This is a genomic window from Burkholderia cepacia (assembly GCF_001718835.1).
GTDB lineage: Bacteria > Pseudomonadota > Gammaproteobacteria > Burkholderiales > Burkholderiaceae > Burkholderia > Burkholderia cepacia_F.
The window spans coordinates 2,980,296-2,998,872 of the sequence record NZ_CP013443.1 but is presented as its reverse complement, the minus strand read 5'-3'; the positions used below and the strand labels follow the sequence as shown (position 1 = coordinate 2,998,872).

Sequence of the window (18,577 nt, the reverse complement as noted above, 5' to 3'; positions counted from 1 at the left end):
CAGGTTTGTTTGCAGGGCGGTCCGGCATGCGGGCCGCGGCGCCGCGATGCGGCCCGGAGGCCCTGCAAGGTAGAACATGACGGCCCTCGCAACACCACCGCCCGGCTGAGCCGGCGCGCCCCTTTCGCGACCGACCCGGTCGCTCCCCGCCGGTTACCGCCGGCGCTCCTCAGTCCAACAATTACGTAGCAATGCTTTGACCACCACCATGTCCACTTCGCCCAAGATCATCTACACCCTCACCGACGAAGCGCCCGCGCTCGCGACCTATTCGCTGCTGCCGATCGTCAAGGCCTTCACGCGTTCGTCCGGCGTCGCCGTCGAGACGCGCGACATCTCGCTCGCCGGCCGCATCGTCGCGGCATTCGCAGACGTCCTGCCGCCCGAGCAGAAGGGTTCCGACGATCTGGCCGAACTGGGCCAGCTCACGCTGAAGCCGGAAGCGAACATCATCAAGCTGCCGAACATCAGCGCATCGGTGCCGCAGCTCAAGGCCGCGATCGCCGAACTGCAGGCGCAGGGCTACACGCTGCCGGCCTACCCGGAAGATCCGTCGACGGACGAAGAGAAGGCGGTCAAGGCCCGCTACGACAAGATCAAGGGCAGCGCGGTGAACCCGGTGCTGCGCGAAGGCAACTCCGACCGCCGCGCACCGCTGTCGGTCAAGAACTACGCACGCAAGCATCCGCACAAGATGGGCGCGTGGAAGGCCACGTCGAAGGCGCACGTCGCGCACATGAGCGAAGGCGACTTCTACGGCAGCGAGAAGTCGGCGCTGATCGCCGAAGCCGGCAGCGTGAAGATCGAACTCACGACGACCGACGGCGCGAAGAAGGTGCTGAAGGAAAAGACGGCCGTGAAGGCCGGCGAAGTCATCGACGCCTCGGTGATGAGCCGCAACGCGCTGCGCAGCTTCATCGAAGCGCAGATCGCCGACGCGAAGGCGCAGGACGTGCTGTTCTCGGTGCACCTGAAGGCGACCATGATGAAGGTCTCGGACCCGATCCTGTTCGGTCACTTCGTGTCGGTGTTCTACCGCGACGCGCTCGCGAAGCACGCGGACGTGCTGGCGCAGGCCGGCTTCAACCCGAACAACGGGATCGGCGACTTGTACGCGCGCCTGAAGGACCTGCCGGCCGACACGCGCGAAGCGATCGAAGCCGACGTCAAGGCCGAATACGCGGTGCGTCCGCGCCTTGCGATGGTCAACTCGGACAAGGGCATCACGAACCTGCACGTGCCGAGCGACGTGATCGTCGACGCATCGATGCCGGCGATGATCCGCGATTCGGGCGGCATGTGGGGCCCGGACGGCCAGCTGTACGACGCGAAGGCCGTGATTCCGGATCGTTGCTACGCCGGTGTCTACCAGGCCGTGATCGAGGACTGCAAGCAGCACGGCGCGTTCGATCCGGTCACGATGGGCAGCGTGCCGAACGTCGGCCTGATGGCGCAGGCGGCTGAAGAATACGGTTCGCACGACAAGACGTTCCAGATCCCGGCGGACGGCGTCGTGCGCGTCACCGACGAAGCGGGCAACGTGCTGCTCGAGCATGCGGTGGAAGCGGGCGACATCTGGCGCATGTGCCAGACGAAGGACGCACCGGTGCAGGACTGGGTCAAGCTCGCGGTCAACCGCGCGCGCGCGACCGGCGCACCGGCCGTGTTCTGGCTCGATCCGGCACGCGCACACGACGCGCAGATCATCGCGAAGGTCGAGCGTTACCTGAAGGATCACGACACGAACGGCCTCGACATCCGCGTGATGACGCCGGTCGACGCGACGCGCTTCTCGCTCGAGCGCATCCGCGCGGGCAAGGACACGATCTCGGTCACCGGCAACGTGCTGCGCGACTACCTGACCGACCTGTTCCCGATCATGGAACTCGGCACCAGCGCGAAGATGCTGTCGATCGTGCCGCTGATGGCCGGCGGCGGGATGTTCGAAACGGGTGCGGGCGGCTCCGCGCCGAAGCACGTGCAGCAGTTCGTCGAGGAAGGCTTCCTGCGCTGGGATTCGCTCGGCGAATTCCTCGCGCTCGCGGCATCGCTCGAACACCTCGGCAACGCATACCAGAACCCGAAGGCGCTCGTGCTCGCGAAGACGCTCGACCAGGCGACCGGCAAGTTCCTCGACGAGAACAAGTCGCCGGCACGCAAGGTCGGCGGCCTCGACAACCGCGGCAGCCATTTCTACCTGTGCCTGTACTGGGCGCAGGCGCTGGCCGGGCAGACCGAGGACGCGGCGCTGAAGGCGCAGTTCGAAGGCGTGGCGAAGTCGTTGTCCGACAACGAAGCGCGCATCCTGGAAGAACTGGCTGCCGCGCAGGGCAAGGCGCAGGCCATCGGCGGCTACTACCGTCCGAACGTCGACCTGACGAGCCAGGCGATGCGCCCGAGCGCGACGCTGAACGCCATCGTCGACGCGGTCGCCTGACGACGCGCGCGGCCTGGCATCGAGGCCGGCCGGAAAGAGAAACGCCCCGCACGCGCGGGGCGTTTTTCATTGCAGGGTCGTCAGTTACACGTGAACGATTTCCCATTCGGCGATTTCGTGCGGTACTTCGAGCGTTGCCGTGTCCAGTTCGGACAGTTGCTCGCAGTCGCCGCGGGAGATGTGGTCGGCCGCCACTTCGGGGCACGAGAATGCGCCGAGCAAGGCGTTGCCGAACGTCGCTTCCCAGCCGCCGTTACCCGGCAGGATGTAGAACGACCCGAGCGCTGAACCAAAGCGAAATCCCTTCATTTCCGTTCTCCCTTTCTGATCACAAGCGATTCGTTTGCGCCGCCTGCCGGTGTCCGGCGGGTTCTGGCTCGACCGGCGGTTGCGTTGGGTTCATCGGTGGTGCGTGCCGAACGTCGTTGCGTAACGCCAGTGCATGTGAAGAAGTCTACGTCCGGGGCCCGCTCGGATGGTGCGTGTAGAAGCACTGATCAATACAAAAATTCATGCTTAAAAACAATGGATTATGAACTTCGTTTTGTATTGCGGAACGTTTTTCGGCATCGCGAAACGGGAAATTTGTGCCCTGCACCACGAATTTTTACAACGCAGAGACTTGTTCCGCATCGTGAAATTTTGGTCAACCTGGACGAGCGAAGCGCGTGACGGACGCGGCATGGCCGCGGAGTGAGCGTCGCGCACGCGATCACGAGGAGGTGGAGCGATGGGAGAGGCACGCGGTCACTTGACAGGGCGGGTACCCGGTTATGATGACGCGGGCAGCCCGGACAGCCGCCGCTTCCCGAACCATACCGTCGAGAACGAGGAACGATTTGATGATACGGAGAACCTTCCTGTCGCGCGCCATCGGTGTCGCGGCCGCGTCGCTGTTCGCCCGCGCCGCTTGGGCGCAGCATGCCGGTCACGCCGGCATGGCCGGCATGGACTCGATGGACGACATGCCCGGCATGTCGGGCACGGCGTCGCACGGGCAGCACGGCAAGCATGCGCCGGCGGCGCGACCGGCCCCGCTTGCCGCCGCCGACGCGCTGCCGGCCGGCGCACCGCTCGCGGCGCTGCGCACGCTTGCGAACGAAAGCCGCGAGCCCGGCACGTTCCGGGCCACGCTGGTGGCGCAGCCGGTGGTGCGCCCGATGCTGCGCGGTGCACGGCCGACCACGTTCTGGCAGTTCGGCGCGGGCACGCAGGGCCCCGTCGTTGGTCCACTGATCGACGTGCGCGAGGGCGACACGGTCGAGATCAAGTTCGTGAACAAGCTGCCGCAGCCGTCGACGATCCACTGGCACGGCCTGCCGGTGCCGCCCGACCAGGACGGCAACCCGTCCGATCCCGTCGCGCCCGGCGCGTCGCGCGTGTATCGCTTCACGCTGCCCAAGGGGAGCGCCGGTACCTACTGGTACCACCCGCATCCGCACATGATGACGGCCGAGCAGGTGTTTCGCGGGCTCGCCGGCCCGTTCGTCGTGCGCGCCGCTGACGATCCGCTGGCGGGCTGGCCCGAGCGCAACCTGTTCGTGTCCGACCTGAAGCTTGCGCGCGACGGCACGATTGCACCGAACGACATGATGGACTGGATGAACGGCCGCGAAGGCCAGTTCGTGCTGGTCAACGGCGCGCGCCGGCCGCGGATCGACGTCGCGGGCGACGAGCGCTGGCGCGTGTGGAACGCCTGCAGCGCGCGCTACCTGCGTGTCGCGTTCGACGACGGCCGAGCCTTCGAGCACGCGGGCACCGACGGCGGGCTGTTCGACGCGCCGCGCCGCGTCACGTCGTTGCTGATCGCGCCGGGCGAACGTGCGGAACTGCTGGTGCGCGCCGGCGATCGCGCGTCGCGCGCGGTGCTGCAGGCGGCCGAATACGACCGCCGCAAGATGTCGATGTCGCACGACGACGGGCACGGCAGCCTGCCGCCCGATCCGGCGCTGGCCCTGGCCGACGTCACATTCGCGCCGGCCGCCGCGCGATCGCTGCCCGCGACGCTGCGCGCGGTGCCCGAACTCGGGAAGCCGGTCGCGGACAAGACGGTAGCGTTCGGCGAGGAGATGGATATGGCGGCGATGATGAAGGGGGGCGCGGACGGCCGCCCGGCGGGCATGCGCTTCACGATCAACGGTGATGTGTATGCACCGCACCGGGCGACGCTGACGAGCCGTGCCGGCGACGTCGAGCGCTGGACGATCCGCAACGGCACCGACATGGATCACCCGTTCCACCTGCACGGCACGCAGTTCCAGGTTGTCGAGCGCGCTTCGGGCGGTTCGCGCACGAGCGAACCGTTCCGTGCATGGCGCGATACCGTGAACGTGCGCAGCGGCGAAACCGTGACGATTCTCGTCACGCAAGACATGCGCGGTGAGCGCATGTTTCATTGCCACATTCTCGAACACGAGGATCTCGGCATGATGGGCACGCTGAAGGTCGTGTAATCGGCCGCGCCGGCTTGCGGCCGGCTGCGCCATCGAACGGCGCGGCTGCGGCAAGCCGCGCGCCTGCTTTCGATGCGCATGTGCAGCGCGATGCTGCGCATTGCGCGGCGCGTGACCGATTGGGGCGCGCGGTCAAGTCTCGCTTTTCCCACCTGATCAACGCCATGAGCCAACGCTCGATGTGGTCGCTGACGCACGTCGTCACGGTTTCTCAGCTTAGTGAGACAAGTACCACATGAAGTGGTGTCAATTACGTACTCGTCTCATGTTTGTTCCAGATGGCGGTCCCTATACTCTGAAGCACGAACTTCACACGATGCGACAGGGGGCAGGTCTTGCCGGACGGGTCTCTGCTGACGTGTCGCAAACGGCAAACACCACCGTGCCGTGATGAAGCGCGTGCAGAAGGCGAGGCAGCGCGCAATTTGGCAAGTTGATATCCACGCCTCTTGAATCCAGGCGGCACCGCGCCGCAAGCAACAAAACAATTTAATCAGGAATGCTATGAAATTGAATCAAGGCCTGGCCAGTCATGTGGCAAATGAGACGCGGTCGTGCGGATTGCGCGTGTTGACCATGCGCGCCGTTGCGGCGAGTGTTGTGGGCACGGCCAGCCTGGCGTCAGCGAGTGCGCAGGCACAGACGCTCCAGGGCCTGAGCGACCAGCTCGACAGTTTGAGCAGCTCGCTCAGCTCGTTCAAGACGTCGACCAACAGCGCGATCACCGGCATCAACAACAAGCTTGCGGGTTCGTTGCCGTCGCCGGGTACGGGGGCGAACAGCGTTGCGCTCGGCGCGAATTCGGTTGCATCGGCGACCGGCAGCACGGCGCTTGGCGATACCGCATCGGCGTCCGGCACCGGGTCCACCGCGGCAGGCGCGAGTGCATCGGCGAGCGGCGCTTCCAGCACGGCGCTGGGCGCTTCGGCGTCGGCGACGGGCAACTTGAGCTTGGCAACCGGTAACGGCGCGAAGGCAACGGGTGACCAGAGCATGGCGGCCGGCACGGGTGCGACGGCATCGGGCGAGAACAGCGCGGCGGTGGGCGTGCAGGCATCGGCGACGGGCGCGGACAGCACGGCGCTGGGCGCTTCGGCGTCGGCGACGGGCGATGCGAGCATGGCACTGGGCAAGGGCGCGAACGCGACGGCGGACCAAAGCATGGCGGCCGGCACGGGCGCGACGGCATCGGGCGTGAACAGCGCGGCGGTAGGCGTGCAGGCATCGGCGACGGGCGCGGACAGCACGGCGCTGGGCGCTTCGGCGTCGGCGACGGGCGATGCGAGCATGGCGCTCGGCAGGGGCGCGACGGCATCGGGCGTGAACAGCTCGGCGGTAGGCGCGCAAGCATCGGCAACGGGCGCGGACAGCACGGTGCTGGGCGCGTCGGCGTCGGCGACGGGCGATGCGAGCATGGCGCTCGGCAAGGGCGCGACTGCGACGGCGGACCAAAGCATGGCGGCCGGCACGGGCGCGACGGCATCGGGCGTGAACAGCGCGGCGGCAGGCGTGCAGGCGTCGGCAACGGGCGCGGACAGCACGGCGCTTGGCACCCAGTCGGCGGCGGCGGGCAACGGAAGCGTTGCGCTCGGCATGGGCGCGAGCGCCACCGAAACCGACAGCATGGCGCTCGGCCGGAGTGCGAGCGCGACGGCCGAGCGGAGCATGGCGGCCGGAAACGGCGCCAGCGCATCGGGTGCGAACAGTACGTCCGTCGGTGTGCAGGCCGCCGCGACGGGCGACCGCAGCACGTCGTTCGGCGCTGGTGCTTCGGCGACGGGCGATGCGAGCCTCGCGGCTGGCGCCGGCGCGACGGCATCCGGTTCGAGCAGCACCGCGGTAGGTGTCGGCGCGCTGGCAAGCGCGGAGGGCAGCTTGGCGACGGGCGTCGCCGCGGCGGCGACCGGCAACGCCAGCGTCGCGACCGGCCTGCAGGCTCAGGCGGGCGGCGCTCGCAGCGTGGCGGTCGGCGCGGGCGCCGTCGCGAGCGGCGACGGCAGCGTGACGCTTGGTTCCGGTGCGTCGGCCACCGGCGCGCAGAGCGCCGCGCTCGGCTCGGGTGCCATCGCGACCGGCACGAACTCGGTCGCACTTGGAACCGGTTCTGTTGCGGATCGTGACAATACCGTGTCAATCGGCACGCCGGGTAACGAGCGCAAGGTCACCAACCTGTCTGACGGCGTGCTGCCGTTCGATGCGGTCAACCTTCGCCAGCTCAATGCGGTCGCGCGACGTGCGTACAGCGGCGTCGCGGCGGCCACAGCGCTGACGATGATCCCGGACGTCGACCCGGGCAAGACGATCGCCGTCGGCATGGGCTTCGGCAGCTATCTTGGCTATCAGGCCGGCGCGTTTGGCGCATCGGTCCGGCTTGGCGAGAACCTGAAGATGAAGGTGGGCGCGGGATTCAGCTCCGCGGCGACGACATGGGGTGCTGGCGCGTCGTATAGCTGGTAACGCGCACATGTGCCGACGGAGTACCCGGCACATCGGCACGCGTGCCGCTTCGGCGGCGCGCCGGTTGTCGCAATGAACGCATTTGCGTCATGTGCACGACAATCCGGCGTCATGCGTCGCGATTGGCCGGGAGCGCCAATCAAATCGGCGACACACTGACGACATAAACATAAAAAAAGAAACCCGGCGTTTCGCCGGGTTTCCTCGTCCGAAATCCGTTGCCCTCAGGCGGCCTGGATGTTCGACGCTTGCTTGCCCTTCGGCCCTTGGACGACGTCAAAGCTCACCTTCTGGCCTTCCTTCAGCGTCTTGAAGCCATTCATGGTGATAGCCGAGAAGTGCGCAAACAGATCCTCACCGCCCTCATCGGGAGTGATGAAACCGAAGCCCTTCGCGTCGTTGAACCACTTAACGATACCAGTTGCCATATCCTACTTCCCCTGTCACACAGTCGCTGCTACTTACCACGAGCACGCTCGAAAAGCTAAACGACCGGAAAATGCAGCCGTTCCCCCCTCACAAGCTCACCTCGGCCTCTTTCATCTTGCCGACAGGCAAATTGAAAAAAGTGCCAGCTTGATTGTTGGCGCTCTTTATTGGAGTGTCAAGTAGAATTTTTAGACGTTTAGAGGGACGTTGTAAAGAACCCATTTTCAGGGTTTTTCCGGCTTTGCTTGGCAGCACGCGGCCAAGCGCGAGGACTTGAAAAGCCGCATAATCGGCTCATATACCAGGCTCGAGTGACACGCGTTCGAGTCGTCCCGGCTTGTGGGATACTGGATGCGGACATGACGTTCCGGTGCGGTTCCCCCTGACGGTTCGTGTTCCGCGCCACGCGTGAAAGCCGGCACCGCAGCCGGCTTTCGTATGGCACGAAGAAGATCGCGTGTTCCGGGATTCCGGGGAGGGCGCCGGCCGGTCGGTCGGGTAATGGCAGGATTGCGGGCCTGTCCGAGTTGTTTAGAATGGGTGTATGGCGATTATCCCGGACAAGCAGGACAGCACCGTCCTGGAACGCAAGCAGCAGAAGCTCAAGCCGCCTTCGATGTACAAGGTGGTGCTGCTGAACGACGACTTCACGCCGATGGAATTCGTCGTGATGGTGGTCCAGGAGTATTTCAAGAAGGATCGCGAGACGGCCACGCAGATCATGCTGAAGGTTCATCGCGAAGGGCGAGGGGTTTGTGGGGTCTATACGCGGGACATCGCGTCGACCAAGGTTGAGCAAGTCGTTACCCATGCGCGGCAGGCCGGGCATCCGCTGCAGTGCGTGATGGAGGAAGCATGATTGCCCAGGAATTGGAAGTCAGCCTGCACATGGCGTTCATGGAAGCACGTCAGGCGCGCCATGAGTTCATTACGGTCGAGCATCTGCTGCTGGCCCTGCTGGATAATCCGACGGCAGCCGAGGTGTTGCGCGCGTGCGCGGCCAACATCGAGGACCTGCGTCAGAACCTGCGCAATTTCATCCACGACAACACACCTACCGTCCCGGGTACCGACGACGTCGATACCCAGCCGACGCTCGGTTTCCAGCGCGTGATCCAGCGCGCGATCATGCACGTCCAGTCGACGTCGAACGGCAAGAAGGAAGTCACCGGCGCCAACGTGCTGGTCGCGATCTTCGGCGAGAAGGATTCGCATGCCGTCTACTACCTGCAGCAGCAGGGCGTCACGCGCCTGGACGTCGTGAACTTCATTTCGCACGGCATCGCGAAGACGAACGGCGGCGAAGCCGCCAAGTCGGCCGACGCGAGTGCGGAAAGCGAAGACGCGAACGCGCAGAAGGAAACGCCGCTCGCGCAATTCACGCAGAACCTGAACCAGATGGCGAAGGACGGCCGCATCGATCCGCTGATCGGTCGCGAGCCCGAGGTCGAGCGCGTGGTCCAGGTGCTGTGCCGTCGCCGCAAGAACAATCCGCTGCTCGTCGGCGAGGCCGGCGTCGGCAAGACCGCGATCGCGGAAGGGCTCGCCTATCGCATCACGCGCGGCGAAGTGCCGGACATCCTCGCGAACGCGCAGGTCTACTCGCTCGACATGGGCGCGCTGCTCGCGGGCACCAAGTACCGCGGCGATTTCGAGCAACGTCTGAAGACGGTGCTGAAGGAGCTGAAGGAGCGTCCGCACGCGATCCTGTTCATCGACGAAATTCACACGCTGATCGGCGCGGGCGCCGCGTCGGGCGGCACGCTCGACGCGTCGAACCTGCTGAAGCCGGCGCTGTCGTCGGGCACGCTCAAGTGCATCGGCGCGACCACGTTCACCGAATATCGCGGCATCTTCGAGAAGGATGCGGCGCTGTCGCGGCGCTTCCAGAAGGTCGACGTGAGCGAGCCGACCGTCGAGCAGACGGTCGCGATCCTGCGCGGGCTGAAGTCGCGCTTCGAGGAGCATCACGGCGTCAAGTATTCGTCGGGCGCACTGTCGGCCGCGGCCGAACTGTCGGCGCGCTTCATCACCGATCGTCACCTGCCGGACAAGGCGATCGACGTGATCGACGAAGCGGGCGCCGCCCAGCGCATCCTGCCGAAGTCGAAGCAGAAGAAGACGATCGGCAAGAGCGAGATCGAGGAAATCATCTCGAAGATCGCGCGCGTGCCGCCGCAGAGCGTGTCGCAGGACGATCGCAGCAAGCTGCAGACGCTCGACCGCGACCTGAAGAGCGTCGTGTTCGGCCAGGATCCGGCGATCGATGCGCTCGCGGCCTCGATCAAGATGGCGCGCGCGGGCCTCGGCAAGATGGACAAGCCGATTGGCGCGTTCCTGTTCTCCGGTCCGACGGGTGTCGGCAAGACCGAAGTGGCGCGCCAGCTCGCGTTCACGCTCGGCATCGAGCTGATCCGCTTCGACATGTCGGAATACATGGAGCGTCACGCGGTGAGCCGCCTGATCGGTGCGCCGCCGGGCTACGTCGGGTTCGACCAGGGCGGCCTGCTGACCGAAGCCGTCACGAAGAAGCCGCACTGCGTGCTGCTGCTCGACGAAATCGAGAAGGCGCATCCGGACATCTTCAACGTGCTGCTGCAGGTGATGGACCACGGCACGCTGACGGACAACAACGGCCGCAAGGCGGATTTCCGCAACGTCATCATCATCATGACGACGAACGCGGGCGCGGAGTCGATGCAGAAGGCGACGATCGGCTTCACGACGCGCCGCGAGACGGGCGACGAGATGACCGACATCAAGCGCCTGTTCACGCCGGAGTTCCGCAACCGCCTGGATTCGATCATCAGCTTCCGCTCGCTCGATGAGGAAATCATCATGCGCGTGGTCGACAAGTTCCTGATCCAGCTCGAGGAACAGCTGCACGAGAAGAAGGTCGACGCGCTCTTCACCGACGCGTTGCGCAAGCATCTCGCGAAGCACGGCTTCGACCCGCTGATGGGCGCGCGGCCGATGCAGCGGCTGATCCAGGACACGATCCGGCGCGCGCTGGCCGACGAGCTGCTGTTCGGCAAGCTCGTCAACGGCGGCCACGTGACGGTCGACGTCGACGAAAGCGACAAGGTGCAGCTGTCGTTCGACAAGCTGGCGAATCCGCCGCACAAGCCGAACGAAGAGGCGGTCGAAGTCGAGTAAGCGATAATCGGGTAGTTCATGCGAACGGCGCGGGATGTCTTCCGCGCCGTTTCGTTTTATCTGGCGCCGGCGGCGCGATGGTGGTGCAGGGGAGTGGCAACGCAGTGACACAACAACAACGGACGTTCGACGACATCGTCGCGCGCGAACAAGGGTTGCGCCATGCGCTGACGTCGGGGCAGATGGCGATGATCGCGATCGGCGGCGCGATCGGCACGGGCCTGTTCCTCGGCAGCGGGTTCGCGATCGGGCTCGCCGGCCCGAGCGTGCTGGTCTCGTATGCGATCGGCGCGCTGATCGCGCTGCTGCTGATGGGCGCGCTCGCGGAAATGACGGTCGCGCATCCGACCGCCGGCTCGTTCGGCGCGTATGCCGAGCACTACGTCGGCCCCCTCGCGGGCTTCCTGGTGCGCTATGCGTACTGGTTCGCGGTGGTGTTCGCGATCGGCACCGAGATCAGCGCGATCGCCGTGTTCATGAAGTACTGGTTCCCGGCCGTGCCCGGCTGGTACTGGGTGATCGGCTTCTCCGCACTGCTGATCGCCGTGAATCTCGCGAGCGTCACGCTGTACGGCACGGTCGAATACGCATTCTCGCTGCTCAAGATCGCGGCGATCGTTGTATTCATCGTGCTCGGCGCATATCTCGTGTGGTCGGCGCCGGTCGCATCCGGCATCGGTTTCGCGAACTACACCGCGCACGACGGCTTCATGCCGAAAGGGCCGTGGGGCACCTGGGTCGCGGTGATCGTCGCGATCTTCAGCTACATGAGCATCGAGGCGGTCGCGATCGCGGCCGGCGAGGCGCGCGATCCGCAGCACGCGGTTACCCGCGCATTCCGCTCGACGGTGTTCCGGCTCGTGCTGTTCTACCTGCTGACGCTGTCGCTGATGCTCGCGATCGTGCCCTGGACGCAGGCCGGCACCGACGAAAGCCCGTTCGTGAAGGTGATGGCCGCGACCCACGTGCCGTACGCGGCGGGCGTGATCAACTTCGTGTTGCTGATCGCAGCGCTGTCGGCGATGAACAGCCAGCTTTACGTGACGACGCGAATGATGTTCAGCCTGTCGCGCGCGCGGCTCGCGCCCGCGGTGTTCGGCCGGCTCGGCACGAACGGCGTGCCGCGCGCGGCGCTGTGGATCTCGACCAGCGGCGTCGCGGTCGCGGCCGTGCTGGTCGCGCTCGCGCCCGACACCGCGTTCACCGTGATGATGGCGATCGCGATGTTCGGCGCGCTGTTCACGTGGCTGATGATCTTCGTCACGCACCTGCGTTTTCGTTCGCGGTATCGCGGCCCCGCGCTCGCGTTCCGGATGTGGGGGCATCCGTTCGGCAGCCTGCTCGGTGCGGCGCTCGTCGGCGCGATCCTGTTCACGACCGCGTTCACGCGCGAATTCCGGATGACGATGGTGGTCGGTATCGTATTCGTCGTGCTGCTGACGCTCGCGTACGCGCTGCATTACCGGCACCGGCACGCACGCTGAGCGCTCCGGCAACCGCGCACGGCCTGTGCCCGGGATGCACGGATGCTAAGGCTGCGTTAAGCGTGCACCGATTACATTCGACTCGTCCGCACGGAGGCGGCCTGTGCCGCCTCGCGTTTCCCGCATGAGGTTCGAATGAACAAACTACCCGAAATCACGCTCGCGTTCTGGATCATGAAGATCTGCGCGACGACGCTCGGCGAAACCGGCGGCGACCTGTTGTCGATGACGCTGAACGTCGGCTACGCGGTGAGCTCGATCCTGCTGTTCGGTTTCTTTCTCGTCACGCTCGGCGCGCAGCTCAAAACGACGCGGTATCGCCCGGCGATCTACTGGGCCGTGATCGTCGCGACGAGCACGGCCGGCACGACGATGTCCGACTTCATGGATCGCACGCTCGGCCTCGGTTATGCGGCCGGCTCGTCGATCCTGGTCGCGATCCTGCTGGCCATCTTCGTCGTGTGGCGCCTCAGCGGCGAATCGCTGTCGGTCGACCGGATCCGCACGCGCAAGGTCGAGCTGCTGTACTGGATCGCGATCCTGTTCTCGAACACGCTCGGCACCGCGCTCGGCGACTTCCTCGCGGACAGCTCGGGGCTCGGCTTCGGCGGCGGCGCGCTGCTGATCGGCGGGCTGCTCGCGGCGATCGTCCTTGCGCACTATTTCACGCGGATCTCGGGCGTGCTGCTGTTCTGGGCCGCGTTCGTGCTCACGCGTCCGTTCGGTGCGACGGTCGGCGATCTGCTGACGAAGCCGGTTGCGAAGGGTGGGCTCGCGCTCGGGACGGTCGGTTCGTCGGCGGTGCTGCTCGGCGTGCTGGTGGCGATGGTCGCATACGCGACGTTCGCGGCGGCGCATCGGCCGGCGCCGGGCATGGCGCGAATCGGCCGGCCGGCGCAAGAGTAGGCGGGGAAGGGAGCGGGGCGGCGCAGGCGCCGCCCCGGTTGCCGATCAGTGACGGCCGGTGCTGCCGAAGCCACCTTCGCCGCGATCGCTTTCCGCGAAATCGTCGACGATGTTGAACTGCGCCTGTACGACCGGCACGATCACGAGCTGGGCGAGCCGTTCGAACGGATTCAGCACGAACTCGGTCTGGCCGCGGTTCCACGTCGAGATCATCAACTGGCCCTGGTAGTCGGAATCGATCAGGCCGACAAGGTTGCCGAGCACGATCCCGTGCTTGTGGCCGAGGCCCGAGCGCGGCAGGATCAGCGCCGCATAGCCGGGATCCGCGAGGTGGATCGCGAGACCGGTCGGCACGAGCGTCGTTTCGCCCGGCTGCAGCGTGACCGGCGCGTCGAGGCACGCGCGCAGGTCGAGGCCCGCGCTGCCAGTGGTCGCGTAGGCGGGCAGGTAGTCGCGCATGCGCGCGTCGAGAATCTTCAGGTCGAGTTTCATGCGGTCGTCGGATGAGGCGGGAAGGGCGCAGCGGCGACGGCCGCCGCGCGGGAGATCAGATCAGGCGGTTGTCGGGCAGGCGCTTCGCGATTTCCGCGACGAGCGTGTGCGCGAGTTCGTCCTTCGGTGCCCGCGGCAGGCGCGTGAGGCCGGCGGCCTCGAACAGCACGACTTCGTTGTCGTCGCGGCCGAACGTCAGCGGGCCGAGGTTGCCGACGAGCAGCGGCACGTTCTTGCGTTTGCGTTTCTCGTCGCCGTGCACGTCGAGGTCGCCGCTTTCGGCCGCGAACCCGACGCAGTACGGCGGATCGGGCAGCGCCGCGACCGACGCGAGGATGTCGGGGTTCTCGACGAACGCGAGTGCGGGCATCTTGCGGTCGGCCGTCTTCTTCATCTTGTGCTCGGCCGGCTGGGCGACGCGCCAGTCGGCGACCGCGGCCACCGCGATGAAGATGTCGGCGTCGTTCACGGCGTGCATCACCGCGTCGTACATCTGCTGGGCCGTCTGCACGTCCTGCCGGTAGACGCCCCACGGCGTGTCGAGCGCGACCGGCCCCGCGACGAGATGCACGTCGGCGCCGGCCTGCTGCGCGGCGCGCGCGAGCGCGAAGCCCATCTTGCCGCTCGAGCGGTTCGTGAGGCCGCGCACCGGGTCGAGCGGTTCGAACGTCGGGCCGGCCGTGATCAGCACGCGCCGGTGCGCGAGCACCTTCGGCGCGAAGTGCGCGACGATCGCTTCATAGATCGCCTCGGGCTCGAGCATGCGGCCGTCGCCGACTTCGCCGCACGCCTGCGCGCCCGAATCCGGGCCGAGCACCGACACGCCGTCCGCGCGCAGTTGCGCGGCGTTGCGCTGCGTGGCGGGGTTCTGCCACATCTGGCGGTTCATCGCGGGGACGACGAGCAGCGGGCAATCGCGCGCGACGCATAGCGTCGACAGCAGATCGTCCGCGAACCCGTGCGCGAGCTTCGCGAGGAAATCCGTCGACGCGGGCGCGATCACGATCGCGTCGGCTTCGCGCGACAGGTCGATGTGCGCCATGTTGTTGTCGATGCGCGCGTCCCACTGGCTCGTATAGACGGGCCGGCCCGACAGCGCCTGCATCGTGACGGGCGTGATGAACTGCGTGGCCGCTTCGGTCATCGCGACCTGCACGGTCGCGCCGGCCTTCACGAGCAGCCGCGTGAGCTCGGCGATCTTGTAGCAGGCGATGCCGCCCGTCAGGCCGAGAACGAGGTGTTTTCCTGCGAGTTCTGCGTGTGCCAACTCAGGCCTCCAAGGGTCGAACGGAACGGCCGGCGCGAAGCCGGCCGTCGACGCCGAGTATGCGCGCTTAGCGCGAGCCGCGCACGCGACGCAGTTCGTCGTAGATCAGCAGCACCGCGCCGATCGTGATCGCGGAATCGGCGAGGTTGAACGCCGGGAAGTGCCAGGCGCCGAGGTGGAAATCGAGGAAGTCGATCACGTGGCCGTAGACGAGCCGGTCGATCACGTTGCCGAGCGCGCCGCCGAGGATCAGCGCGAGCGACACGCTGAACAGCCGCTGGTGGCCGTGGCGCTTCAGCAGGTAGCAGATCACGAGCGTCGCGCCGATGCCGAGCGCGGTGAACGCCCAGCGCTGCCAGCCGCTCGCGGTCGACAGGAAGCCGAACGCGGCGCCGCGGTTGTACACCAGCACGAGGTTGAAGAACGACGTCAGCGCATGCTGCGCGCCGTACACGAACGTTTTCAGGATCGCGATCTTCGACAGCTGGTCGAACAGGATCACGATCAGCGAAATGCCGAGCCAGGGCGCAAGCGCGCCGCCGGCCGGCTTCGACAGGGTTTTCGCCATATTCAAGCAGCGCTCCGGATTTCGCCGTTTTCGAACAGGTTGGAGAAGCAGCGGCCGCACAGCGTCGGGTGATCGGCGTGCGCGCCGACATCTTCGCGGTAGTGCCAGCAGCGTTCGCACTTCTGGTACTTCGACGCTGCGACGTCGACGCTTTCCTGCGCTTCGTCGTCGACCTTGACGACCGTCGCGGCCGACGTGATCAGCACGAACTTGAGATCATCGCCGAGGCTCGTGAGCGCGTCGTAGCGTGCGCCGCTCGCGTGCACGGCGACTTCGGCCTGCAGCGACGAACCGATGCGGTTCGCGGTGCGCGCTTCCTCGAGCGCCTTCGTCACGTTGCCGCGCACGTCGCGCAGCAGCGCCCACTTCTCGATCAGCGCGGCCGAGCCGGCGACTTCCGGATACGCGTAGTAGGTTTCCGTGAAGATCGTGTCGCTGGCCGGCTGGAACACCTTCCACGCTTCTTCCGCCGTGAACGACAGGAACGGCGCGAGCACGCGCAAGAGGCCGTGCGTGAGGTGGTACAGCGCGGTCTGCGCGGAGCGGCGCGCGCGCGAATCGGCCGCGCTCGTGTACAGGCGGTCCTTCAGCACATCGAGGTAGAAGCCGCCGAGATCTTCCGAGCAGTACGTCTGCAGCTTCGCGACGACCGGGTGGAATTCGTACTTCTCGTAGTGGCCGAGCAGTTCCGTCTGCAGTTGCTGCGAGAACGCGACCGCATAACGGTCGATCTCGAGCCATTCCTCGACGGGCACCGCGTGCTGCGCGAAGTCGAAGTCCGACAGGTTCGCGAGCAGGAAGCGCAGCGTGTTGCGGATGCGGCGATAGCCTTCGGTCACGCGCTTCAGGATTTCCTCGGAGATCGCGAGCTCGCCCGAATAGTCGGTCGATGCGATCCACAGGCGGATGATCTCCGCGCCGAGGCGGTTCGCGACTTCATGCGGATCGATGCCGTTGCCGAGCGACTTGCTCATCTTGCGGCCTTCGCCGTCGACCGTGAAGCCGTGCGTGAGCAGGCCCTTGTACGGCGCACGGCCGTCGATCATCGACGCGGTCAGCAGCGACGAGTGGAACCAGCCGCGGTGCTGGTCCGAGCCTTCGAGGTACAGGTCGGCCGGGAACTGCAGCTGATCCTTGTGCGAGCCGCGCAGCACGTGCCAGTGCGTCGTGCCCGAGTCGAACCATACGTCGAGCGTGTCGCGGTTCTTTTCGTACAGGTTCGCGTCGTCGCCGATCAGCTCGCGCGGGTCGAGCGTCTGCCACGCCTCGATGCCCGACTGCTCGACGCGCTTCGCGACTTCCTCGAGCAGCTCGAGCGTGCGCGGATGCAGCTCGCCGGTTTCCTTGTGCACGAAGAACGCCATCGGCACGCCCCATTGGCGCTGGCGCGACAGCGTCCAGTCGGGACGGTTCGCGATCATGCTGAACAGGCGCTGCTTGCCCCACGACGGGTAGAACGCGGTGGCGTCGATGCCTTCGAGCGCGGTTTCGCGCAGCGTCTTGCCGCCGTCGCGCGGCGTCATGTCCATGCCGGCGAACCACTGCGACGTCGCACGGTAGATGATCGCCGTCTTGTGACGCCAGCAGTGCATGTAGCTGTGCTTGTAGTGCTCGCTGCGCAGCAGCGAGCCGGCCTCGCGCAGCGCGTCGACGACCTTCGGGTTCGCGTCCCAGATCGACAGGCCGCCGAACAGCGGCAGCGATTCGATGTAGCGGCCGTCGCCCATCACCGGGTTGATGATGTCCGAGTCGGTCATCCCGTGCGCCTTGCACGACTGGAAGTCCTCGATGCCGTAGGCAGGCGACGAGTGCACGACGCCGGTACCGGTGTCGGTCGTCACGTAGTCGCCGAGGTAGACGGGCGCGGTGCGCTTGTAGCCGGGGTGGGCCGAAGCGAGCGGGTGGTGGAAGCGCAGGTTGGCGAGCTTCACGCCCGGCGCGGTCGCGACGACGCGGCCGGTCAGCTTGAAGTCGGTCATGCAGGCTTCGACACGCTCTTCCGCGATGATCAGCAGCCCGCGCTCGGTGTCGACCAGCGCGTAGACGATTTCCGGATGGAGGTTCAGCGCCTGGTTCGCGGGGATCGTCCACGGCGTGGTGGTCCAGATCACGATGCCGCCCTCGGCGCGCGGCAGCGCCGGCAGGCCGAACGCCTGCGCGGTCTTTTCCGGTTCCGCGAACGCGAACATCACGTCGATCGTCGGGTCGGTGCGGTCCTTGTACTCGACTTCCGCCTCGGCGAGCGCCGAGCCGCAGTCGAAGCACCAGTTCACCGGCTTCAGCCCGCGATACACGTAGCCCTTCTCGATGATCTTGCCGAGCGCGCGGATCTCTTCCGCCTCGTTGACGAAGTTCATCGTCTTGTACGGGTTGGCCCAGTCGCCGAGCACGCCGAGACGCTTGAAGCCGACCTTCTGCTTCTCGATCTGCTCGGTCGCGTACGCGCGCGCCTTGCTCATCACTTCGGCCGCCGGCAGCGACTTGCCGAACTGCTTCTCGATCTGGATCTCGATCGGCATCCCGTGGCAATCCCAGCCCGGCACGTACGGTGCGTCGAAGCCGGCCATGTTGCGCGACTTGACGACGATGTCCTTCAGGATCTTGTTGACGGCGTGGCCGAGGTGGATGTCGCCGTTCGCATACGGCGGGCCGTCGTGCAGGATGAACTTCGGCCGGCCCTTGCTGGCCGCGCGGATCTTCTCGTAGAGGCCGCGCTCTTCCCATTCCTTGACCCACTGCGGCTCGCGCTTGGGCAGGTCGCCGCGCATCGGGAACGGCGTGTCGAGCAGGTTGACCGGATACTTGGCCTGCGGTTTCGAATCGGCTTTCTTGTTGCTCATGATGGGATCGCTATCTTAAATCGGGAGACGCTCGGGCGTCGTGAATCGGGGATGCGCGCGAGTGAGCGGCGCGAGGGTGCGGCGCCAG

The 18,577-nt window shown here is 66.3% G+C and carries 13 protein-coding genes and 1 pseudogene; 8 read left to right on the top strand and 6 right to left on the bottom strand.

Annotated features, from left to right (window positions below; genetic code table 11):
- Nucleotides 1-208: 208 nt before the first annotated feature.
- Entirely contained in the window at nucleotides 209-2,437 is a 2,229-nt protein-coding gene (locus WT26_RS17025) for an NADP-dependent isocitrate dehydrogenase (protein WP_059531687.1), read from the top strand.
- Between the two features lie 84 nt (nucleotides 2,438-2,521).
- Here WT26_RS17025 and WT26_RS17020 read toward each other — a convergent pair whose 3' ends face one another.
- The gene (locus tag WT26_RS17020; protein WP_006490888.1) at nucleotides 2,522-2,746 is read right to left on the bottom strand and encodes a hypothetical protein; all 225 of its coding nucleotides are present in this window, start codon (nucleotides 2,744-2,746) and stop codon (nucleotides 2,522-2,524) included.
- A 533-nt stretch (nucleotides 2,747-3,279) separates the two neighbouring features.
- Here WT26_RS17020 and WT26_RS17015 point away from each other — a divergent pair.
- From WT26_RS17015 to WT26_RS38450, 3 genes and pseudogenes are all read left to right on the top strand, one after another.
- Nucleotides 3,280-4,890: a multicopper oxidase family protein gene (locus WT26_RS17015; RefSeq protein WP_069273333.1), complete on the top strand. Its 1,611-nt coding sequence runs from the start codon at nucleotides 3,280-3,282 to the stop codon at nucleotides 4,888-4,890.
- A 504-nt stretch (nucleotides 4,891-5,394) separates the two neighbouring features.
- Nucleotides 5,395-6,624 (top strand): annotated as a pseudogene (locus tag WT26_RS39075) (hypothetical protein); the annotation flags it as partial.
- Nucleotides 6,625-6,765: 141 nt separating this feature from the next.
- Entirely contained in the window at nucleotides 6,766-7,347 is a 582-nt protein-coding gene (locus WT26_RS38450) for a YadA family autotransporter adhesin (RefSeq protein ID WP_230461637.1), read from the top strand.
- A 224-nt stretch (nucleotides 7,348-7,571) separates the two neighbouring features.
- On the opposite strand, the gene WT26_RS17005 is transcribed toward WT26_RS38450, so the two are convergent.
- On the bottom strand, nucleotides 7,572-7,775 hold the full coding sequence (locus WT26_RS17005) for a cold-shock protein (protein WP_006478030.1): 204 nt from the start codon (nucleotides 7,773-7,775) through the stop codon (nucleotides 7,572-7,574).
- Between the two features lie 545 nt (nucleotides 7,776-8,320).
- On the opposite strand from WT26_RS17005, the gene clpS reads away from it, so the two are divergent.
- From clpS to WT26_RS16985, 4 genes are all read left to right on the top strand, one after another.
- Entirely contained in the window at nucleotides 8,321-8,635 is a 315-nt protein-coding gene (gene clpS, locus WT26_RS17000) for an ATP-dependent Clp protease adapter ClpS (protein WP_006398529.1), read from the top strand.
- Nucleotides 8,632-10,932: an ATP-dependent Clp protease ATP-binding subunit ClpA gene (clpA, locus tag WT26_RS16995; RefSeq protein WP_059531693.1), complete on the top strand. Its 2,301-nt coding sequence runs from the start codon at nucleotides 8,632-8,634 to the stop codon at nucleotides 10,930-10,932. The genes clpS and clpA overlap by 4 nt, the downstream gene beginning before the upstream one ends.
- A gap of 104 nt (nucleotides 10,933-11,036) precedes the next feature.
- On the top strand, nucleotides 11,037-12,416 hold the full coding sequence (locus WT26_RS16990; protein ID WP_069273795.1) for an amino acid permease: 1,380 nt from the start codon (nucleotides 11,037-11,039) through the stop codon (nucleotides 12,414-12,416).
- Between the two features lie 135 nt (nucleotides 12,417-12,551).
- Nucleotides 12,552-13,322, top strand: a complete 771-nt coding sequence (locus WT26_RS16985; protein ID WP_069273332.1) for a hypothetical protein — start codon at nucleotides 12,552-12,554, stop codon at nucleotides 13,320-13,322.
- A 45-nt stretch (nucleotides 13,323-13,367) separates the two neighbouring features.
- Here the strand turns inward: WT26_RS16985 and dut are convergent, their stop codons facing one another.
- The 4 genes from dut to ileS form a co-directional block, all read right to left on the bottom strand.
- Nucleotides 13,368-13,814, bottom strand: coding sequence for a dUTP diphosphatase (gene dut, locus WT26_RS16980; RefSeq protein ID WP_059531700.1), 447 nt, complete (start codon nucleotides 13,812-13,814; stop codon nucleotides 13,368-13,370).
- A 55-nt stretch (nucleotides 13,815-13,869) separates the two neighbouring features.
- Nucleotides 13,870-15,081, bottom strand: a complete 1,212-nt coding sequence (gene coaBC, locus WT26_RS16975) for a bifunctional phosphopantothenoylcysteine decarboxylase/phosphopantothenate--cysteine ligase CoaBC (protein WP_069273331.1) — start codon at nucleotides 15,079-15,081, stop codon at nucleotides 13,870-13,872.
- Nucleotides 15,082-15,148: 67 nt separating this feature from the next.
- Nucleotides 15,149-15,649: a signal peptidase II gene (gene lspA, locus WT26_RS16970; protein ID WP_059531707.1), complete on the bottom strand. Its 501-nt coding sequence runs from the start codon at nucleotides 15,647-15,649 to the stop codon at nucleotides 15,149-15,151.
- Between the two features lie 2 nt (nucleotides 15,650-15,651).
- Nucleotides 15,652-18,489, bottom strand: a complete 2,838-nt coding sequence (ileS, locus tag WT26_RS16965) for an isoleucine--tRNA ligase (protein WP_059531710.1) — start codon at nucleotides 18,487-18,489, stop codon at nucleotides 15,652-15,654.
- Between the last annotated feature and the right edge of the window lie 88 nt (nucleotides 18,490-18,577).

Excerpts from the sequence above, each read along its gene's own strand:
- WT26_RS17025 (WP_059531687.1), top strand. The coding sequence starts at position 209 with ATGTCCACTTCGCCCAAGATCATCTACACCCTCACCGACGAAGCGCCC.
- WT26_RS17020 (WP_006490888.1), bottom strand. The coding sequence starts at position 2,746 with ATGAAGGGATTTCGCTTTGGTTCAGCGCTCGGGTCGTTCTACATCCTG.
- WT26_RS17015 (WP_069273333.1), top strand. The coding sequence starts at position 3,280 with ATGATACGGAGAACCTTCCTGTCGCGCGCCATCGGTGTCGCGGCCGCG.
- WT26_RS17005 (WP_006478030.1), bottom strand. The coding sequence starts at position 7,775 with ATGGCAACTGGTATCGTTAAGTGGTTCAACGACGCGAAGGGCTTCGGT.
- clpS (WP_006398529.1), top strand. The coding sequence starts at position 8,321 with ATGGCGATTATCCCGGACAAGCAGGACAGCACCGTCCTGGAACGCAAG.
- clpA (WP_059531693.1), top strand. The coding sequence starts at position 8,632 with ATGATTGCCCAGGAATTGGAAGTCAGCCTGCACATGGCGTTCATGGAA.
- WT26_RS16985 (WP_069273332.1), top strand. The coding sequence starts at position 12,552 with ATGAACAAACTACCCGAAATCACGCTCGCGTTCTGGATCATGAAGATC.
- dut (WP_059531700.1), bottom strand. The coding sequence starts at position 13,814 with ATGAAACTCGACCTGAAGATTCTCGACGCGCGCATGCGCGACTACCTG.
- lspA (WP_059531707.1), bottom strand. The coding sequence starts at position 15,649 with ATGGCGAAAACCCTGTCGAAGCCGGCCGGCGGCGCGCTTGCGCCCTGG.
- ileS (WP_059531710.1), bottom strand. The coding sequence starts at position 18,489 with ATGAGCAACAAGAAAGCCGATTCGAAACCGCAGGCCAAGTATCCGGTC.